The following is a 17115-nucleotide window of genomic DNA, read 5'->3' as shown; positions in this document are numbered from 1 at the left end:
CCCAATTCGGCTGGACCTTGAGGATTGCCCGTCAGAAGAGCGGCTGGGCGTGCTTTTGCGCCGCTTGCAGGGATAGCATGAAAGGGACGCCAACAACGTGACAACGTCGCAAAGGAGCAGCCGCGGCGCCTTTCCCTTCAAGCCAGCTTGAAGCTATCGGGCTCGGCCTATTTTGTTGATGGCAGCGCCCAATCCGTTGAGTTGAACATCTGTTCGAATGCAATGCTTGCAAAAGAATGATATCCGTCGGCGCGTTTCAGCAGACAGATGGGTCTTGTTGCGATTGCTGGTGATAGGGGTATCGATCGTGTCCCAGCAATCCGGTTCCCAGCAAATGCCGGCAAGATCGTCGCATATGCACCATACCTTACCAGCGATATCAGCGCTTCCAGGGAATTTGATTCAACGGATATCTTCGCCTGCAATCGATTGGCGCGGAAGTGTTTGTCGATGAACAAGCGGGTTGCGAAGGATCGATCAAACAGCGCGAGCTTCAATGTCGAGAGCACCTCCGAATTGATCGATAGAAGATCGGCACAGGGATGGTCAGGGCTTACAACACAGTTGAGATGTTCTTCGCCAACGGAGGTGCCGGAAATTTCGGCACTCTCCGGATGGCTGGGAGCGATCCCTAGATCGAAACGGTCGTGCATCAATCCCGCCTCAATATCCATTTGCGCCAGCACGTCTACTGTCATTGTGATATTGGGATAGGTGCTCAGGAAGAGGTGGGTCAGAGGCCCTATCAGGTAGGTGGCGAACGTCGGTGTAAAAGCCAGTCGCAAGTCGCCTCTGTCCAAATTTCTGACATCGTGAACAGCGCGCTTGCCGGCATCGAACTCTCGCAGAGCCCGAGCGGCGTGACCGATGTAGGCCTTGCCAATGTCCGTCGCGACAACTGTTTTGCCGGATCTATCGAGAAGTTTCACGCCGAGGCGTTCTTCGAGATGGCGAATCTGTTGCGATAACGCGGGCTGTGAAACGTGCAGCTTTTCGGCCGCCCGCGTGAAGCTACCTTGTTCGACCACCGAGATTAAATATCGTGCGAGGCGTTCTTCCATAACGTGTACTTATAGGGCCCATAAGGAGGCGATATTCGACATTATAATCGTGGCGGTGCAAGGTTTTTTAGTCGGAAAAAGGCATCGATATGAAAGACTTAATCGTCGGCTTGGAACACGCCCATGATTGAATGTCCTGCGGGCATAGTGGAACTGGCTAGCGCCTATGACTTCACGACCACACTGGATCGTCTCAGCGATGCGTTCGAGAAAGCCAGCTTGAAGATATTCGCGCGCATCGATCATAGCGCCGCCGCGACACAAGCGGGCCTGAGCATGCCACGGACCATCGTTCTCATCTATGGCAGCCCGCAATCAGGGACGCCGCTGATGTTGATAACACCGACGTTAGCTTTGGATCTACCGCTGCGCGTACTGGTGCGGGAAGACAGCAGCGGAAGGACCATGGTTGCGTATCATCCTGCGGCCGCGATCACAAATGCGACGGTCCTCACCAATGACCAACTGGCACGCCCTAAAGCGGAGACGTTGATCGCCAAAACGGTGAGTGGCGAATAACCGCAAGTCTTCTCCTGTCAGCAAACCGGCTGACGCAAATCCTCCCGACTGACGTAGCATAAAAGGAAATTATCATGGCTCGTCTCCATACTATAGCATTGTCCGAAGCCACTGGCAGGGCAGCCGAATTGTTCAGCGCCGTAAAAAGTGCGGTTGGCAAGGTGCCGAATTCATACATTGGAATTGGCGGCAATAGCCCGGTTGCCCTGGAAGCGGTCTTGAATCTGGAAGCTTCGCTCAAAAAGAGCAGCTTGAGCCCTGTCGATATCGAAGTCATCAAACTGGTCGTCAGCCAGACCACCGGCTGCGACTATTGCCTGGCCGCCCACACGCTGCTGGGAAAAAAGTTCGGCTTGAGCCGCGAAGCGATTCTAGCGCTGCGCCAGGCACAGCCGTCGGGCGATGTGCGAAATGACGCATTGGCGAAGTTTGTCCTATACCTGCTCAAGACCAGCGGCACAGTTCCGGCTGATGTTGTGGCGGCAGTCAAGGAGGCCGGCGTTACGGATCCGCAGCTCGTCGACGTCACGATGGCGGTAGCAAGCATCGCGCTCACCAATCTATTCAACCGCATAAATGATACTACGCTTGATTTCCCCGCTGCAGATTAATGCAACGGGCATTGCCTTAGGTATGTCTAGCGACCGCATCCAATACTGAAATCCGATGCGGTCGCGGAATTGGTCCTCGAGGAAGACGTATAGCGTCGGTTGCTGAAAACTCTTCTCACAGGGCTGCTCGTCGAAATGGCGGAGGAAATGCAAGACGACGGCGTGCTGATCGCAATCACCCTCGACTGTCGCAATACCCAGCGACAGTCGAAGGCGAGTTCAATCATCAGTATGGCTTGGTGGGGAGATACTTGCCGTTTAGCGTAATAACGGCGCGGTGCCCGCCGTCGGAATCCTCGACCTTCTCGACGCTCAGCTTAAAGTTGATCGCGCTGATGATGCCGTCGCCAAGCTTTTCGTGAACCAGGGCTTTCAGGGTCGTGCCATAGACTTGGATCATTTCGTAGAACCGATAGATCGTCGGATCGGTAGGCACGGCACCACCGAGACTGCCGCGAACGGGAATGGTCTGCAGGTTCAGGATATCGTCGGAATCGAAGCCGAGCTGTTTCCCGACCTTTGCGGCGATGTCTGCCGGGAGGGGGTGCTGTCCCAAAAGCGCTGCTGTGACAAAAGCTTCCGAGAGACCTGTTCCCTCGGCCAGCTGAGCCCAGGAGAGGTTTTTCTTTGTTTTGTTGGCGACAGCCTTGTCGGCAAGGTCACCGCGAACGGTCTGGTTGTGTTGGGATTGCAGCATTTCAGTTTTCCTTTCTAACTGGAGATCAAATCACACCGATTGCCGATGCCCGCTCAATGAGACGAGCTGAGCGGCGCACCGCTCGGGTAGGCGTTTGCCTCGGGATTGTCCGCAAGCGGAACGAATATCCCTGTGGCTCCATCAAGCGCGTCTATCTGACCGCTCTCGATGTCGTAGACCCATCCGTGCAGCCGCAGTTCGCCTTTGCTCATGGCGACGGCAACGGAGGGATGCGTGCGAAGATTGGCGAGTTGAACGATGACGTTGTCGTGGGCCAAGGCGTCGATCTTTTCGTGTTCGCAATGATAGTGCCGGCAACCGTTTACCGCCTTTGCTGCATCGGCATATTTCAGCCAATTGCTGACTGCCGGGAGGCCGCCAAGATCATGGTCGCAGGCAATCGCTGTCATGGCACCGCAATTGGAGTGTCCGCAGACCACAATGTCCTGCACGCCAAGTACGGAAACGGCGTATTCGACGGAGGCGCTGACGCCACCGGGTTCAGCCCCGAACGACGGAACTATGTTGCCGGCATTGCGAATGACGAACATCCCACCGGGCTCCTGTTGCGTCACCAGTTCCGGGATGATGCGACTGTCCGAGCATGCGATAAACAATGTGCCGGGCGATTGTGCATGTGAAAGCTCCCGAAAAAGTTCGGTGCGTTCCTTGAACGCCGTTTCCCGAAACTTGAGGAAGCCCGCAACGAGATCGGTCATGTTGGTCTCCTTGGTTCTTGACAAGAAGACCCTGGGCCAGCACCTGCATAATGTCTAATATCAGTCAATTACAAACTGCATAAGCGCTGATTATAGCGACAGTCACTGGTGGCCTTTTAACGAAGCAGGCGCATGGCGGTATTTGGGACGTGTACCGTCGCCCCTATGACAGAAGTGCCAAAACAGTGGCGCTAATTCCAGCAAGCGCCAACAGCGAGAGCGATGCTGCGGCTATTACCTGTCCGCCAGCATGAGCGACGGTGCGAACGTCAACGCTGAGGCCAAGTGCGGCCATTGAGACGATCGTCAGGGTAGTCGACACGTGGCTCATCGGGGCGATCGCTTCATCAGGAACTAGGCCGAATGAGCGCAGGGTCATCATCGCCAGAAACCCGAGAATAAACCACGGTACGATCGCAGTTGACGATGCCCTACCGCCACGGCGCCCGGTACCCGCCCCAATCAGCAGAATGACCGGTCCGAGCATCAGCACGCGGATCAATTTGACCAGAGTGCCAACTTGCACGCTCAACATTCCGGCCGGCACAGTTGCCGCCAAGACCTGGGGAACGGCATAAACCGTAAGTCCGGCAAAAACCCCGTAGGAGTGCTGGCTCATGCCGAAATAGATATCGACGAGTGGCAGCGCCAGGACGGCAAAAATGCCAAGTACCGCGGTGAAGGCGATGGAGGCAGCCACGTCATCCGCGTCCGCGTCAATGACGGGCGCCACTGCTGCTATAGCGGAATTGCCGCAGATGGAGTTTCCGCAAGCGACCAAGATGGCGAGCTTGTGTGTCAAACCGAGGCTGCGTCCGATCCCGTAGCTTACAAGCAGGGCGATCACAACCACCGCCGCGATCGCTGCAAATAGCATTGGACCAGCATTTCCGATTGCTTCGAAGCTGATAGACGCTCCGAGCAATACGATCGCTATCTCCAGCACTATCTTGCTCGCAAAATGAATGCCGCTCTGGAATCCCAGAGGCAGACGAAAAACGGTGCGTATGGCTGTTCCAATCAAAATAGCCAAAACCAATCCTTCGATCCAGGCGGCTCCAAACCACGCGGCTTCTACACGTTCGAGCAGAAGCGCTACGCCGGCAACAAGAGTTGCCAAAAGAAGACCGGGCAACACACTGACGATAACTCTGTGCAACATAGGAATAATCTCCGTCTGATGCACACTAGATGTCATCGCCGATCATCGACTTCCATCGAATAATACGGCATGTTTCATTCGATAAAACTGGATGTTTAGCCCATGACTTTCGAGCAACTTTCGATCTTCGTTGCGGTGGCGCAACGTGAGCACCTCACTAAGGCCGCCGCCGCGATCGGTCTGACGCCATCGGCCGTCAGCTCAGCGATTAAGGCCCTGGAATCATTCTACAATGTGGAGCTTTTTCATCGTGTCGGACGCCGAATCGAATTGACCCAGGCAGGGAGGAATTTCCTAGGCGAGGCAGAGGCGGTCCTCGCACGCGCAAGGTCTGCGGCGCTCGTCCTAAGTGAATTGGGTGGCCTGCGGCGTGGCACGCTCAATATCTATGCGAGCCAGACCATATCGAGCTACTGGCTGCCACCACGTCTGATGCGGTTTCATGAAGCCTACCCTGGCATCGAAATATGCCTTATCGTTGGCAATACCAGAACGGTTTCACAGGCAGTGATAGACGGTCTTGCTGACCTTGGATTTGTTGAGGGCGAAATCGACGAACCGGTGCTGGCATCGCATCGCGTCGCGGTGGATGCAATGGTCGTCGTGGTGCCTCCGGGACATCTACTCGCGGACACAAAGGGCATTACTGCCGACGATCTTTTGACAAAAGCCCGGTGGGTCATGCGTGAGCCGGGATCTGGCACAAGATCTACTTTTGAAACAACGTTGACCGCATGCGGCTGCGATCCTTCCCGGCTTGACATCGCCATGGTCCTGCCGTCCAACGAGGCGGTGCTTTCTGCCGTCGCGGAAAGTATGTGCGCGGCGGCAGTATCGAGTATCATCGTGCGGCAACGCGTCCAGCAGCGGGAGTTGATGACCGTTGATTTCAAATTACCTGATCGCGCTTTCCTGTCACTCCGACACAAGGAGCGGCACCAGAGCGACGCGGTCCGGAAGCTGCTCGAGATTTGCATGTCCGGCAATTGAAAAGGGCTGAGACGGATTTCGACAAGAGGTGCTCAGTCGGATCTCGCTGCCACTGCCGTCATCAATGCTGCCTTGATCGGTCCATCCGCCTCGAACCGTGGTATCGGTCTCGTCGGCATGCCATCTATCACCGACGGGGCGCTTGCGCCATAATTCAGATACCAGCGCACGCACAGCGACATCAAAGGCGAATGATGACTGACTTCAGCTGCGTGTAGTGGGCCAAAGCGTCGACGCCTTGTTCGCGACCATAGCCGCTATATTTGAAACCACCACACGGCGTCTGCACGAACCCTCCACTGTATTCGTTAACAACAATGCGTCCGGCCTCCAAGCGTCCGGCTACGCGGTGAACACGTCCAATGTCCCGCGTCCAGATGCCTGCTGCGAGCCCAAGGTCCGAGTCGTTGGCGATCCGAACAGCGTCCGCCTCGTCCTTGAACTTGATGACGCTGAGGATTGGCCCGAATATCTCTTCACGAGCGATCTCCATATCGTTGCTTACACCGGTGTAGACCGTAGGCTCGACATAATGGCCGCCGCCAAGATCCTCATCGAGCACTTTGCCGCCGATCGCAGGCTTCAATCCATCTCGCTCGGCGATGTCGAAGAAGCTTTTGATCTTGTCGAATTGCGCATTTGTCGTGATCGGTCCGTAGGATGCATCGTCCTGCGGCCCGATCTCCAGTTTAGCCACGTTGTCTACCAACTTGGTCACAAAGGCGTCGTGGACATTTTCCTGCACCAGCAGCCGCGTGCCAGCCGCACACCATTGCCCGCCGTTCCAGGTGAAGGCGCTCGTCGATCCCTTTGCGGCGGCATCGAGATCGGCATCATCGAAGACGATATTCGCACTCTTTCCACCTAGTTCTAGCGTCAGAGGCAGAATTCTTTCAGCAGCGATACGGCCAAGTTCCTGCCCGGCCTTCAGTCCTCCTGTAAAGGAGATCTTCCGAACATCCGGATGGCTGGCCATTGCAGGTCCGACGACACTGCCCTTGCCGACGATCACATTGAGCACGCCGGGAGGCAGTCCAGCTTTTTCGACCGCAAGCTTCGCGAAGTCGACGAGCGATCCCGACGTATGTTCGGAGGGCTTGGCAACGACCGTGTTTCCCATGGCAAGCGCGGGAGCGATCGCCCGTGCGGCCTGATGAAGAGGCGCGTTCCAGGGAAGGATGACCCCGATTACGCCGAAGGGATCACGGCGAGTGTAGACGTGATAGTCGGGTCCGACGTTGATGATGTTGCCATCGTCGATATTGACGATACCGCCGTAGAATTCGAAATACTGCGCGGTCAGATCGAGAAGCTGAGCCATCTCTCTTCGGGGCTTGCCCGTTTCCAGGCTTTCGGTCTCGACGACGGACTGGCCGTTCTCACGAAGTTGTCTGGCGATTTCAACAAGCAGCCTGCCGCGCTCGGAAGGACGCATGTCTCGCCAAGCGGACAGGGCTGTAGATGCGGATGCGATCGCCAGCTCGACGTCCTTGGGGCCACTGTTGGCAACGTCCTTGATTTTCCGATTGGTACGCGGATCGATTTTATCGGCATAGTCGCCGTCGAGTGGCTCAACATCCGAGCCACCGATATAGCTTAAAGTGCGTTCTACCATGTCGCATTTCCTCCGGTCTGTTATCTATTGATCGTCGTGACTGAGCATCACCGTATCGAGGCCGAGCGAAGCGGCGGCTCTAACGTCGTCATCGATGTCTCCGGTTCGCCGACTAGCGCGTCAATTTCGTCTTTACGAAATCCGGAAGATTGCAGGATCATCCGAGAATGCTCTCCAAGCGAAGGTGCATGGACATGGCCGGCGCCGCGCATTTCAAGACTATTGATCGGAAACCCTGGCGTCCGGACCGATCCGATTGTCGGGTGATCGAGCGTCAGCATCATGCCGTTTGCGTGGATCTGCGGGTGCCGAAGAAGATCGTCATAGTTCGCAACCGGCGCGCAAAGGATGTCGGCATGTTTCAGCGCCGCAAGCCAGTCGGTGCGCGTCTTTGTAATGAACCGTTCCCCAAGCAACTTCCGCATCTCCGTCCTGTTCGCGACTCTCTGCGAGGAAGTCGCAAAACGTGGATCGGCGGCCAGCGGTGCAAGATCCAGCAGGTCGCACAGACGCTCCCATCTGCCGGCGTTATATGCGGCCACCATGAGCCATCCGTCGGACGCTTCGAAGGCTTCGTTGGGTGCGGAGTAGGGGGCCGCACTTCCGATCCGTTCCGGAACCAGCCCGTCGGCAAGATAGTTCGTGAGCGACACCTGCTGCAGTGCGATCGCCGAATTGAACAGGTTGACGTCGAGTTGCGCTCCCTTGCCCGTCTCAGCGGTCTTGCGAAGCTGCGCAAGGATGCCCGACACCGCTACATAGCCCGTGAAGACATCGACGATCGGAGCCTGCACCTTGGCCGGCTCGGCCCCCTCCGTTCCGATTATACTCATCAGTCCGCTATCGGCCTGCAGGATACCGTCGACTCCAGCCCGGTCGGCATAGGGACCCGTTTGCCCATAAGCGGAGATCGAGGCGTAGATTAGAGATGGGTTTGCTTTGGATAGCGATTCGTACCCCAGCTCCAGGCGATCCATTACCCCCGGGCGCATGCTTTCAACCAGGATGTCGGCCTTGGCCGCCAGCTTTTTCGCCGCAGCAACGCCAGCGGGCGACTTGAGATCGAGCTTGAGGCCGAGCTTGTTGCGATTGAAGCCATGGTAGAGAGCGCTATCGTTGCCGATCCACGCCGGGCCGAGCTTACGCCCCAATTCGCCATCCGGCGATTCGACCTTGATTACGCGGGCGCCCATGTCGGCGAGCAGCATGGTGCACGTTGGTCCGGCACCGATGTGCGTGAAGTCTATGACAGTGAGATTTTTTAACGCGTCACGTAACATTGTCTTTTCTCGCTCTATCGGCGGAATTGCGCCTCGTCCGAGGAGGCGACCGCCGGAATGAAGGTCAGCGGCTGATTTCGACCCCAAAAGTCTCTTCAAGTTCCTTGACGACAACCGTCATGTCCTCGCTGGAATGGCCATGCGCATGCGCCAGTTCGTAGAACTGTTTCGCCAGAGCCGACACCATCATCGGAGCTCCGATCGCATCGGCTTCGTTGACGCACAGACGGAGGTCCTTGCGCATCAGTTCGAGCCGGAAGCCGAAGTCGAACTTTCGGTCGATGACGCGCTCCAGAATCTGCTCGGTGACAAAGCTGCGGCCCGTGCTGGCATTCAGCATCTTGAGAATGACGTCTGCGGAGAGACCGAATTTGACGCCGAAAAGGATCGCCTCGGCGGCGGCGACGAGATTTGCACCGACGATCATGTTGTTGACCAACTTAAGAGCTTGACCCTGACCGACGCCATCTCCGACGTGGACAACGTTGCGACCGAAGCTTTTGAAGACTGGTTGCAGCTTCTCGAAAGCCCATCGGGCTCCCGAGACCATCACTGAAAGCGTTCCGGCCTCGGCTCCAGCGACGCCGCCGGCAAGTGGTCCGTCGAGCGCGGTTATCTGACGTGCCGCCAGACCCTCGGCTACCTCCTTTGCAACGCTCGGGCCCGTCGTTGAAAGATCGACGTAAATCTTGACCCTGGACCCGTGGATGACTCCGTTCTCACCCAGCACGACACGCTTGACGGTTTCGGGGGTCGGCAGGCAGACGAAGACTGCATCGGCGGCATTCCCTACGTCCGAAGGCGAAGCGCACACCCTCGCGCCAAGTATCGCACAGCATTCCACCGCAGCCGCGTCCGTGTCGTAGACATGCAAATTGAAGCCTGCCTTCAGAAGATGCCGGACCATATGGGCGCCCATGGCACCGAGGCCGATGAAACCGATATCGTTTTGACCATGAGATTCAGCTTGCATGACGAGTGGCTCCTCCGCTGCGTTTTGTCTCGGCAGACGAGCGCTTTTCGGAGCCGTTCTTCAAGTGAGATTTCGGTCTCGGCATGTTGACCGCAAGTCAACATCCCTTGGTCGGACGCCTCCGTTGAGTTTTTGTCAATCGCGCGGGCCGCAAAAGTCGTTCACAGCGATTTTGCGATTTTGCCATGCTGTGCCCCTCGGGTCCTATGGGAGAGACCTGCTTGACAGCATGGAGGATCAGCTATGTCGGACGTTCCCGGCACAACGCCTTTTACATCTGAACAAACGAACGAGAACGTCGGTGCGGCGACGGCCCTGACGGCCCATCAGAAGAAAGCGGTGGTCGCCGCGACACTTGGTACGATCGTCGAATACACGGACTGGGTCATCTACGCGACGTTCGCATCGATCCTGGCGAAAGAGTATTTTTCCTCCGGGGACTCACTCACGGCACTGTTGTCGGTCTTTGCCGTGTTTGCGGTTGGCTTCGTGATGCGCCCCGTCGGCGGCGCGATTCTCGGTGCATTTGCCGACAGGCATGGCCGCAAGGCGGGGCTCACCCTATCCATCCTTCTGATGTCAGCCGCGTCGCTTATCATCGGCCTATGCCCAGGCTATGCGGTAATCGGCCCTGCGGCTCCGGTCATCCTGGTATTCGCGCGCCTCGTGCAGGGCTTCTCAGCGGGCGGCGAATTCGGCTCCGCATCGACTTTCCTGGTGGAATCAGCACCTTCAGACAGGCGCGGCTTCGCAGGATCTTGGCAATGGTTCGCGATAAACGCAGGCACTTTGGTCTCGTTCGTGCTCGGCTACATTCTGTCTCAATTCGGCAACGATTCCGGCTTGACGGACTGGGGATGGCGAGTGGCGTTTATCGTCGCTGCGATCCTTGGGCTGATCACACTCTGGATTCGCCTGTCTGTCTCGGAAACTGATGTTTTCAAAAAGCGCGTGGCCGTTGAAGGCGTTCAAAAAAACCCAATGATGGATGTCCTGCTGAAACACCCGAAGGATGCTCTACGTGTCGTCGGCATCGCAATGTCCGGAAATCTGCTCAACTACGTGTGGATGGTCAGCTATCCGAGCTACATCCACCTGGTCACCAAGATGCCAATTGTCGATACGCTTCTTGTAGGCAGTGTCTCCGTGACCATCTCACTTTTCATTATACCGTTTGTGGGAATGCTCTCCGACCGGATCGGACGCAGGCCGGTGCTGATTACCTTCGCGATCGCGTCCGCGATCTGGGCGTGGCCAAGCTTCGCTCTGCTCGTACCCGGCATCACATGGTTCCAGGCGACTGCGTTAATGACTGTATCGATGATCATCATGACGGGGTTCGCCGGTGCGGCGGCCGCCATGATGGCCGAACAATTTCCAGCGCGTATCAGGGCAACAGGCGTCGCTCTTCCCTATGCAATCTCGGTCACTCTTTTTGGTGGGACGGCTCCCTACATCATGACCGCGATGAACGGCTGGGGATATGGCGATTTCATCTGGATCTATGTGGCCGCGATCTGTGTCGTCGCCGCAATCGTCTACGCGAGACTGCCGGAAACGAACGGACGCCCGCTGCGCTGAAGGATCAAGCGTCGGAGATATCGGAAGAGGCCCCGCCCGGTAGCGGGGCCTCTTCGCATCTATGGTTGCGTTTGTGTTTCCACGGGATTGAGCGCCGCAGATTGCGTGGCGGCCGCGGCCTGCTCCAGCAACCATATCCGGAAGCGCCTGAACGCAGGGTTTCGGAGACGGTTGCGGGGATAAATGAAGTAATAGGTGAAATCACCGCGATCCAAGCTGTGCTCAAACGGCTGGACCAACCGCCCGGATCGGAGGTCGTCGAGGAAGAGCGCCTTCTGTGCGATCATGACGCCCTGTCCTTCGAGCGTTGCCTGGTACGCCAGAGTAGAGCTGGCGTACTTGTCTCCAGCATACGGATCCACGGTCTTGCAGCCCGCCGACTCTAGCCAATAGCGCCAATCGTCGGGACGGATGAAGGAGTGAAGGAGGTGTATCCGACTGAGATCACCGAACTCGTTCAAGCCGTGGCTTTCGCGAAACGCAGGTGTGCAGAGCGGAACGAGTTCATTCTTCATAACTCGGTCGACTTCGACTCCGGGCCAGTTGCCGTCGCCCAGGCGGATTGCGCCGTCGACGTTCTCGCGGTCGAAGTCCACGGTCTCGTTGGACGTCGTCAGTCTGACTTCAGTGGTGTCGTTTGACGCGTTGAATGTGCTCAGCCGAGGGATCAGCCATTTCATCGCGAACGTGGTGTAGGCGCGCACACGCAGAATCTCGATCGTCCTCCGACCTGTCAGCTTCAGCGTCTCCTCACGCAGTCCATCGAAATGGCGGGTCACCGCGGCGAGATACTGTTCGCCTTCGGTCGTCAGAACGATCTCGCGGGGGTCGCGTCGGAAGAGCTTGACGCCGAGATAAGTCTCCAGGCGCTGAACCTGGCGACTGACAGCTCCAGGAGTGACGAGAAGCTCCTCTGCGGCGCGCCGAATGCTTTGCAAGCGGCCTGCAGCCTCGAAAGCGCGCAAGGGGTTTAATGGCGGTAGCGAGTCCATGAGCACGAATATCTCGCGTGTTGCCTTTTAGTCAACGGTTTCGAGCGGCTTTGTCGTTCTGCCTCGGCGGCAAAATCCAATATTTTCAGGGTGCAAAACAATCCACGATTTGCGGAGGAAACCATGACTATCATCGACCAGGCGGCGCGCCCTGACGCCGCCGAAGTTTCCAAGACTGTGGTGCGTCTCGAAGCGTCCCGCGACAAATCCACCGGCAAGGGGATATTTCCCCGCATTCCTGCGACATCGCCCTCAGCCGATCGCTTCGAGCCGATCACGCTATCGGAGGTCGCCACACTCTACAGCTTTACAGTCATCCACCCAAATCCGAAAACTGGCCTGACACCTTTTGTATTGGTCTACGCCGATTTCCCTGAAGACGCACGCGTGTTTGGTCGCCTGGAGCTTCCCGAAGGACAGAGGCCGGCAATTGGCATGACGATCAGGCCGGTTTCCGAGCGCGCGGCTCCGATGAGTGCCAGCACCAGCTACACATTCGAACTGGCCTAGGGAGGCAGCAATGAACGAGAACGTCTATATCGCCGGTGCTTCAATGACGGCATTCGGTCGCCACAACGATCTTTCGATGCAGGATCTGGCGCAAGCCGCAGTCAGCGGAGCTTTGAAGGATGCAAGGGTCCGCAAGGAAGAGGTCCAGGCGATCTACGCCGCAAACGTCTATGGCGGCATGGTCCTTGGCCAGGTCCTGATGCGCGATCTCGGTATCACCGGTCCCGCGCTCTACAACGTTGAGAACGCTTGCGCGAGCGGCGCGACGGCGGTGCATCTCGCATGCCACGCGCTCAAGCTGGGACTGTACGAGACAGTCGCCGTTTTCGGGGTCGAGCAGCTTACGAAACTCGGCGGCGGCACGATCCCGCTTCAGCGCAACGACTACAAGACCGAGCTCTACGCATCCATGGGTATGACTTTGCCGACCGTCTACGCGATGCGCGGCACCCGCTACCTGCATGAGCGTGGTGAAAAACCTGAACTTCTGGCCGGCATCGCTGTTAAAAACAGGTCGCACGGCGCGCGCAATCCATTCGCCCAGCAGCGTACCGAAGTCACGCTGGATGAGGTCCTAAAATCGCGGCCGGTCGCCGAACCGCTCACCCTTCTGCAGTGCTGCCCGTCCAGTGTCGACGGGGCAGCTGCGATCGTCCTAACCACTAAGCGTCCGACGCAGCATGCGACGCCGGTACGCATTCTCGGATCGGCTGTCCAGTCCGGCCATCAAGAGATCGGGTCTGACGACATCCTCGACGCGGAAATTACAGCCCGCACCGCCCGGCTTGCCTACGAACAGTCAGGCGTTGATCCCAAAGATGTAAACCTCGTCGAGCTGCACGACGCGTTCACCATCGCAGAGCTCCTGTACTATGAAGCGCTGCAGTTGGCGAGGCCGGGGGAGGGCGCAGCTCTCCTGAAGAACGGCGACACTGCGCTCGGCGGTCGGGTTCCCGTCAACCCCAGCGGCGGGCTGCTTGCAAAGGGCCACCCGCTCGGTGCGACCGGCGTGGCACAGATGGTCGAGATCGTCTGGCAGCTTCAGAACCGCGCGGATGGCCGGCAGATTGAAGGTGCGAAGATTGGTCTGACCCAGTGCACCGGCGGCGGCATCGCGGGCGTCGACCATGCCGCTTCCGCCGTTCACATCCTGGGGGTCTGAGATGAGCCAGAAAGATATAGCTGTTGTCACCGGTGGCGCCCGGGGCATTGGCCTCGGGATTGTGGATGCGATGCTTTATGCCGGCTACAATGTTGCGTTGCTCGATTTCGACACGGAGACTCTCCATAAGACCGTCGAGGAACTGCGCGTAAAATATCCCCACTCCGAAATTCTCGGCGTCCGGGCCGACGTCACAGACCGCGAACAGGTCGAAGGCGCGTTCGCCGACATCCGGCGGAGTTTCAGCAGGGTCGACATTCTCGTCAACAACGCGGGTATCGTGCGAGACCGGCGCCTGGTGAAGATGGAGGAGGACGACTGGGATAGTGTCATCGCGACCAATCTCAAATCGCAGTTTTTGACCTGCAAGGCTGTCGTCCCCGGCATGATCGAACGAGGTTACGGACGCATCATCAACATCTCGTCGCGCGCCTGGCTCGGTGGATTCGGGCAAGCCAATTACTCGGCTGCGAAAGGTGGAGTGGTGAGCCTTACCCGCAGCTTGGCAATCGAGCTCGCTTCGGTCGGGATCACCGTCAACGCAGTCGCACCCGGCATCGTCGAGACGCCGCTCTTCCAGACGTTTACCAGCGAGGTGCAGGAGAAACTCAAGAAGAGCGTCCCCATGCAGCGTATCGGAACTCCCGAGGACATCGCCCAGGCGGTCCTTTTCTTCGCGGCCCAAGCGAGCAGTTACATTACTGGTCAACTCATCTATGTCTGCGGTGGCCGCTCCCTGTCTAGCCCTAGCGTGTGAGGCTGCCATGGCTGTTACTCTCACCATAGACAATGCCGTAGCGACGGTGCAGCTCGACCGTCCGGAAAAACTAAATGCCCTCGATGTGGAGCATCTTGTGGAACTGCGGAATCACCTGGCTTCCGCATCTGCAGATCCATTTGTCCGGGCAATCGTTCTAACGGGGGGTACTGGTCGGGCTTTCTGCGTTGGTGCCGATCTTACGGCCAGCCGCCAGAACGACGTCGGTGTAGCCGAAGGCTTCGGCCTGACGTTGGAGGAGTCGGGTCAGAGAGGACTTTATATCCGACTCCTCGATCTTCAGGGCTTGCAGATCAAGAAGCCGTTGATTGCGGCGGTCAATGGATTCTGCCTCGGCGGGGGGCTAGAGCTTGCCCTGCAGTGTGATTTCATTGTCGCATCGCACGCGGCGTCGTTTGGGCTTCCCGAAGTCGTCGTCTCAAGCCTGCCAGGTGCGGGAGGTGTCCCAAACCTACTGAAAGCCATTCCGAGGAACGTCGCGATGCGAATGCTTTTGACGGGCGAGCGGATCAGCGCGCAACGGGCCTACGACATTGGGCTGGTGACTGACCTGTGTCCGCCCGAAGAACTGGCCGCTGTGTCAGCCTCAATTGCTTCGAAGATCGCCGAAAACGGCCCCTTGGCAGTGCAGTTGGTCAAGATGCTTGCCGTGCAGTCGGAAAACATGGCCGCATCGCAGTCCCAGCAGTTTACCGAGCTCGCCTGGGGATTGCTGCGCGATACCGAAGACCGGCGCGAGGGCAAAGCGGCTTTTGCTGAGAAGCGCAAACCCAATTACCGCGGTCGATGATCGCTGGCCCCTCAGGTGAGGCCAGCGGCGCGAAGTTTGTCCGGGGTGAACGGTGCCTGACGGATGCGCACCCCGGTGGCGTCGTAAATGGCATTGGCGATGGCGGCCGCCACCGGCCGCATGCTCGGCTCGCCGGCGCCGCTTGGCGCAATGTCCTTGCGATCAATCAGAACGACGTCGATCGTCTCCGGTGTCTCGGTGATGTCCAGGATCGGATATGTCTCCCAGTCGACACTCGTCACGATGTTCTCATCGAACTGCACCTCTTCGTGCACCGCCCGGCTGATCCCTTGGACTATATTGCCCTCGATGGTGTGCGTGAGTTGCCGCGGATTGATGATCATGCCGCAATCGTGGGCGACGGTGAATTTACGGGCCCAGATCTGGCCGGTCTTGCTGTCGATCTCAACCTCGGCGACGATGGCCACACGAGTGCCGCTACGCTGCGCATAGGCAATACCTTGTCCCTTGAGCTTGTCTCCGCCTGCGCTCTGGCGGCGGGCGGCCGTGCGGGGCTGCCAGCCAGCCTTTTCAGTGGCGGCCTTGACGACGGCAATGTCGCGAGGATCTGTCAGATATTTGAGACGGAAGGCCACCGGGTCCATGCCGATGTCATAAGCCACCTCATCCAGGAATGATTCAGAGGCGAAGTGGATTTGCGGCCCAACGGGGTCGCGCAGATGCGAGGTCCGGAGCGGTGAGGCGCGGTCGAGCAGCGGCGCGACCGTCTCCCAGGCCTTTCGTTTGGCGGGGAAACCGTAGGACTCCTCCGGTACGCCAAATCCATCACCTGACTGAAGCGGCGTATCGATGAGTTGGCCGGCCAGCGTGTCGTGGGCAGCGCTCTCATTGGAATTGACGTCTACCCGCGAAAAACCCTTAGATTCGAAATGCCAGGCCAGCACGTTGCCGCCATCGTCAAGGGCGACGCGAGCCGTATGAATCGAGGCTGGCCCTTTCGGATCCCAGCCGGTACCATCCCGCCGCATTCCCTGAACCCGGATCGGCCTACCGGTAAGCTTGGCAATCAAGGCGGCATCCGCGGCCGCATCGCCGGCATCGTTGCGGCCGTAGCTGCCTGGACCCGGAACCCAAATGCCATGCACGTTTTCTGCCGGAAGACCAAGAATGGCAGCAACGCCAGCGGCCGCGAAATGCGGCTTTTGCGAACCGGTCCAAAGGGTCGCCTTGTCGCCCTTGATCTCGACGACCGCGCAGGCCGGTCCCATGCTCGCATGGCTTTGAAATGGCCATTCATAAGCCGCCTCGATAACCTTCGCAGCGCCGGTGAAAGCGGCGTCGACGTTACCGACATCCTCGCCGGGATCGCGGTGGACGACGGCGGCTTTCCTGAGGTGATCGTGGACCCCTGTCTGCGTTGGGAAATTAGGCTTGGAATCCGACCAGCTCACCTTGAGTTGCTCCGCAGCCTTGATCGCATCCCATTCTTTCGGGGCGACCACTGCAAGAAAGCCTTTTTCACGAATGACCTGTACGCCGGGAATGTCCTGCACCGACGATTCATCGATCTCAAGGGGAAGAGCTCCAGCAACCTCCGGGCGGATTACCCGCGCGTGCAACATGCCTTCGACTTTGATGTCCACCACATAGTCACCGGTGCCCAGCACCTTCCGCGGCACGTCGCGGCGCATCGGCGACGTCCCGATAACCTTGT

At 58.1% G+C, this 17115-nt stretch carries 17 protein-coding genes; 8 read left to right on the top strand and 9 right to left on the bottom strand.

Going from position 1 to position 17115, the window contains the following annotated elements; all coding sequences use genetic code 11:
- Window positions 1-167: 167 nt before the first annotated feature.
- The gene (gene cynR / locus ACPYOI_RS29175) at window positions 168-1061 is read right to left on the bottom strand and encodes a transcriptional regulator CynR (RefSeq protein ID WP_481415385.1); all 894 of its coding nucleotides are present in this window, start codon (window positions 1059-1061) and stop codon (window positions 168-170) included.
- A gap of 123 nt (window positions 1062-1184) precedes the next feature.
- Between cynR and ACPYOI_RS29170 the strand changes: the two genes are divergently transcribed.
- Window positions 1185-1580 carry a DUF302 domain-containing protein gene (locus ACPYOI_RS29170; protein WP_481415384.1) on the top strand — a complete coding sequence of 132 codons (396 nt, stop codon included), beginning with the start codon at window positions 1185-1187 and terminating at the stop codon, window positions 1578-1580.
- Window positions 1581-1654: 74 nt separating this feature from the next.
- Entirely contained in the window at window positions 1655-2191 is a 537-nt protein-coding gene (locus ACPYOI_RS29165) for a carboxymuconolactone decarboxylase family protein (RefSeq protein WP_481415383.1), read from the top strand.
- Window positions 2192-2417: 226 nt separating this feature from the next.
- On the opposite strand, the gene cynS is transcribed toward ACPYOI_RS29165, so the two are convergent.
- The 3 genes from cynS to ACPYOI_RS29150 all read right to left on the bottom strand — a co-directional run bounded on the left by cynS (window position 2418) and on the right by ACPYOI_RS29150 (window position 4805).
- Window positions 2418-2888: a cyanase gene (cynS, locus tag ACPYOI_RS29160; protein ID WP_481415382.1), complete on the bottom strand. Its 471-nt coding sequence runs from the start codon at window positions 2886-2888 to the stop codon at window positions 2418-2420.
- Window positions 2889-2941: 53 nt separating this feature from the next.
- Window positions 2942-3607 carry a carbonic anhydrase gene (locus ACPYOI_RS29155; protein ID WP_481415381.1) on the bottom strand — a complete coding sequence of 222 codons (666 nt, stop codon included), beginning with the start codon at window positions 3605-3607 and terminating at the stop codon, window positions 2942-2944.
- A 163-nt stretch (window positions 3608-3770) separates the two neighbouring features.
- Window positions 3771-4805 (bottom strand): YeiH family protein, encoded by a 1035-nt coding sequence (locus ACPYOI_RS29150; RefSeq protein ID WP_481415380.1) that lies wholly within the window; start codon window positions 4803-4805, stop codon window positions 3771-3773.
- A gap of 66 nt (window positions 4806-4871) precedes the next feature.
- Here ACPYOI_RS29150 and ACPYOI_RS29145 point away from each other — a divergent pair, with 66 nt between their 5' ends.
- The gene (locus ACPYOI_RS29145; RefSeq protein ID WP_481415379.1) at window positions 4872-5759 is read left to right on the top strand and encodes a LysR substrate-binding domain-containing protein; all 888 of its coding nucleotides are present in this window, start codon (window positions 4872-4874) and stop codon (window positions 5757-5759) included.
- A gap of 181 nt (window positions 5760-5940) precedes the next feature.
- On the opposite strand, the gene ACPYOI_RS29140 is transcribed toward ACPYOI_RS29145, so the two are convergent.
- The 3 genes from ACPYOI_RS29140 to ACPYOI_RS29130 form a co-directional block, all read right to left on the bottom strand.
- Window positions 5941-7374, bottom strand: coding sequence for an aldehyde dehydrogenase family protein (locus ACPYOI_RS29140; RefSeq protein ID WP_481415378.1), 1434 nt, complete (start codon window positions 7372-7374; stop codon window positions 5941-5943).
- A gap of 47 nt (window positions 7375-7421) precedes the next feature.
- Window positions 7422-8654: a CaiB/BaiF CoA transferase family protein gene (locus ACPYOI_RS29135; protein ID WP_481415377.1), complete on the bottom strand. Its 1233-nt coding sequence runs from the start codon at window positions 8652-8654 to the stop codon at window positions 7422-7424.
- 64 nt (window positions 8655-8718) lie between these two features.
- Window positions 8719-9627 carry an NAD(P)-dependent oxidoreductase gene (locus tag ACPYOI_RS29130; protein WP_481415376.1) on the bottom strand — a complete coding sequence of 303 codons (909 nt, stop codon included), beginning with the start codon at window positions 9625-9627 and terminating at the stop codon, window positions 8719-8721.
- A gap of 243 nt (window positions 9628-9870) precedes the next feature.
- Here ACPYOI_RS29130 and ACPYOI_RS29125 point away from each other — a divergent pair, with 243 nt between their 5' ends.
- On the top strand, window positions 9871-11208 hold the full coding sequence (locus tag ACPYOI_RS29125) for an MFS transporter (RefSeq protein WP_481415375.1): 1338 nt from the start codon (window positions 9871-9873) through the stop codon (window positions 11206-11208).
- A gap of 59 nt (window positions 11209-11267) precedes the next feature.
- Here the strand turns inward: ACPYOI_RS29125 and gcvA are convergent, their stop codons facing one another.
- On the bottom strand, window positions 11268-12200 hold the full coding sequence (gene gcvA, locus ACPYOI_RS29120) for a transcriptional regulator GcvA (RefSeq protein WP_481415392.1): 933 nt from the start codon (window positions 12198-12200) through the stop codon (window positions 11268-11270).
- A 123-nt stretch (window positions 12201-12323) separates the two neighbouring features.
- On the opposite strand from gcvA, the gene ACPYOI_RS29115 reads away from it, so the two are divergent.
- The 4 genes from ACPYOI_RS29115 to ACPYOI_RS29100 are packed head-to-tail and all read left to right on the top strand — an operon-like array spanning window position 12324 to window position 15440.
- A complete protein-coding gene (locus ACPYOI_RS29115) occupies window positions 12324-12710 on the top strand; it encodes a Zn-ribbon domain-containing OB-fold protein (protein WP_168830117.1) in 387 nt (128 codons plus the stop codon).
- 10 nt (window positions 12711-12720) lie between these two features.
- On the top strand, window positions 12721-13872 hold the full coding sequence (locus ACPYOI_RS29110) for a thiolase family protein (RefSeq protein WP_481415374.1): 1152 nt from the start codon (window positions 12721-12723) through the stop codon (window positions 13870-13872).
- Window position 13873: 1 nt separating this feature from the next.
- The gene (locus tag ACPYOI_RS29105; protein ID WP_481415373.1) at window positions 13874-14629 is read left to right on the top strand and encodes an SDR family NAD(P)-dependent oxidoreductase; all 756 of its coding nucleotides are present in this window, start codon (window positions 13874-13876) and stop codon (window positions 14627-14629) included.
- Window positions 14589-15440, top strand: a complete 852-nt coding sequence (locus ACPYOI_RS29100) for an enoyl-CoA hydratase/isomerase family protein (protein WP_481423720.1) — start codon at window positions 14589-14591, stop codon at window positions 15438-15440. The genes ACPYOI_RS29105 and ACPYOI_RS29100 overlap by 41 nt, the downstream gene beginning before the upstream one ends.
- Window positions 15441-15451: 11 nt before the next feature.
- Here the strand turns inward: ACPYOI_RS29100 and ACPYOI_RS29095 are convergent.
- Window positions 15452-17115 (bottom strand): xanthine dehydrogenase family protein molybdopterin-binding subunit (locus ACPYOI_RS29095; RefSeq protein ID WP_481423719.1); only part of this gene is annotated, 1664 nt, incomplete at its 5' end.

The organism is Rhizobium sp. SVR5-2C, from assembly GCF_056755115.1.
Note: the sequence above shows the minus strand (reverse complement) of the source record. Positions and strands in the feature narration are given on the sequence as shown.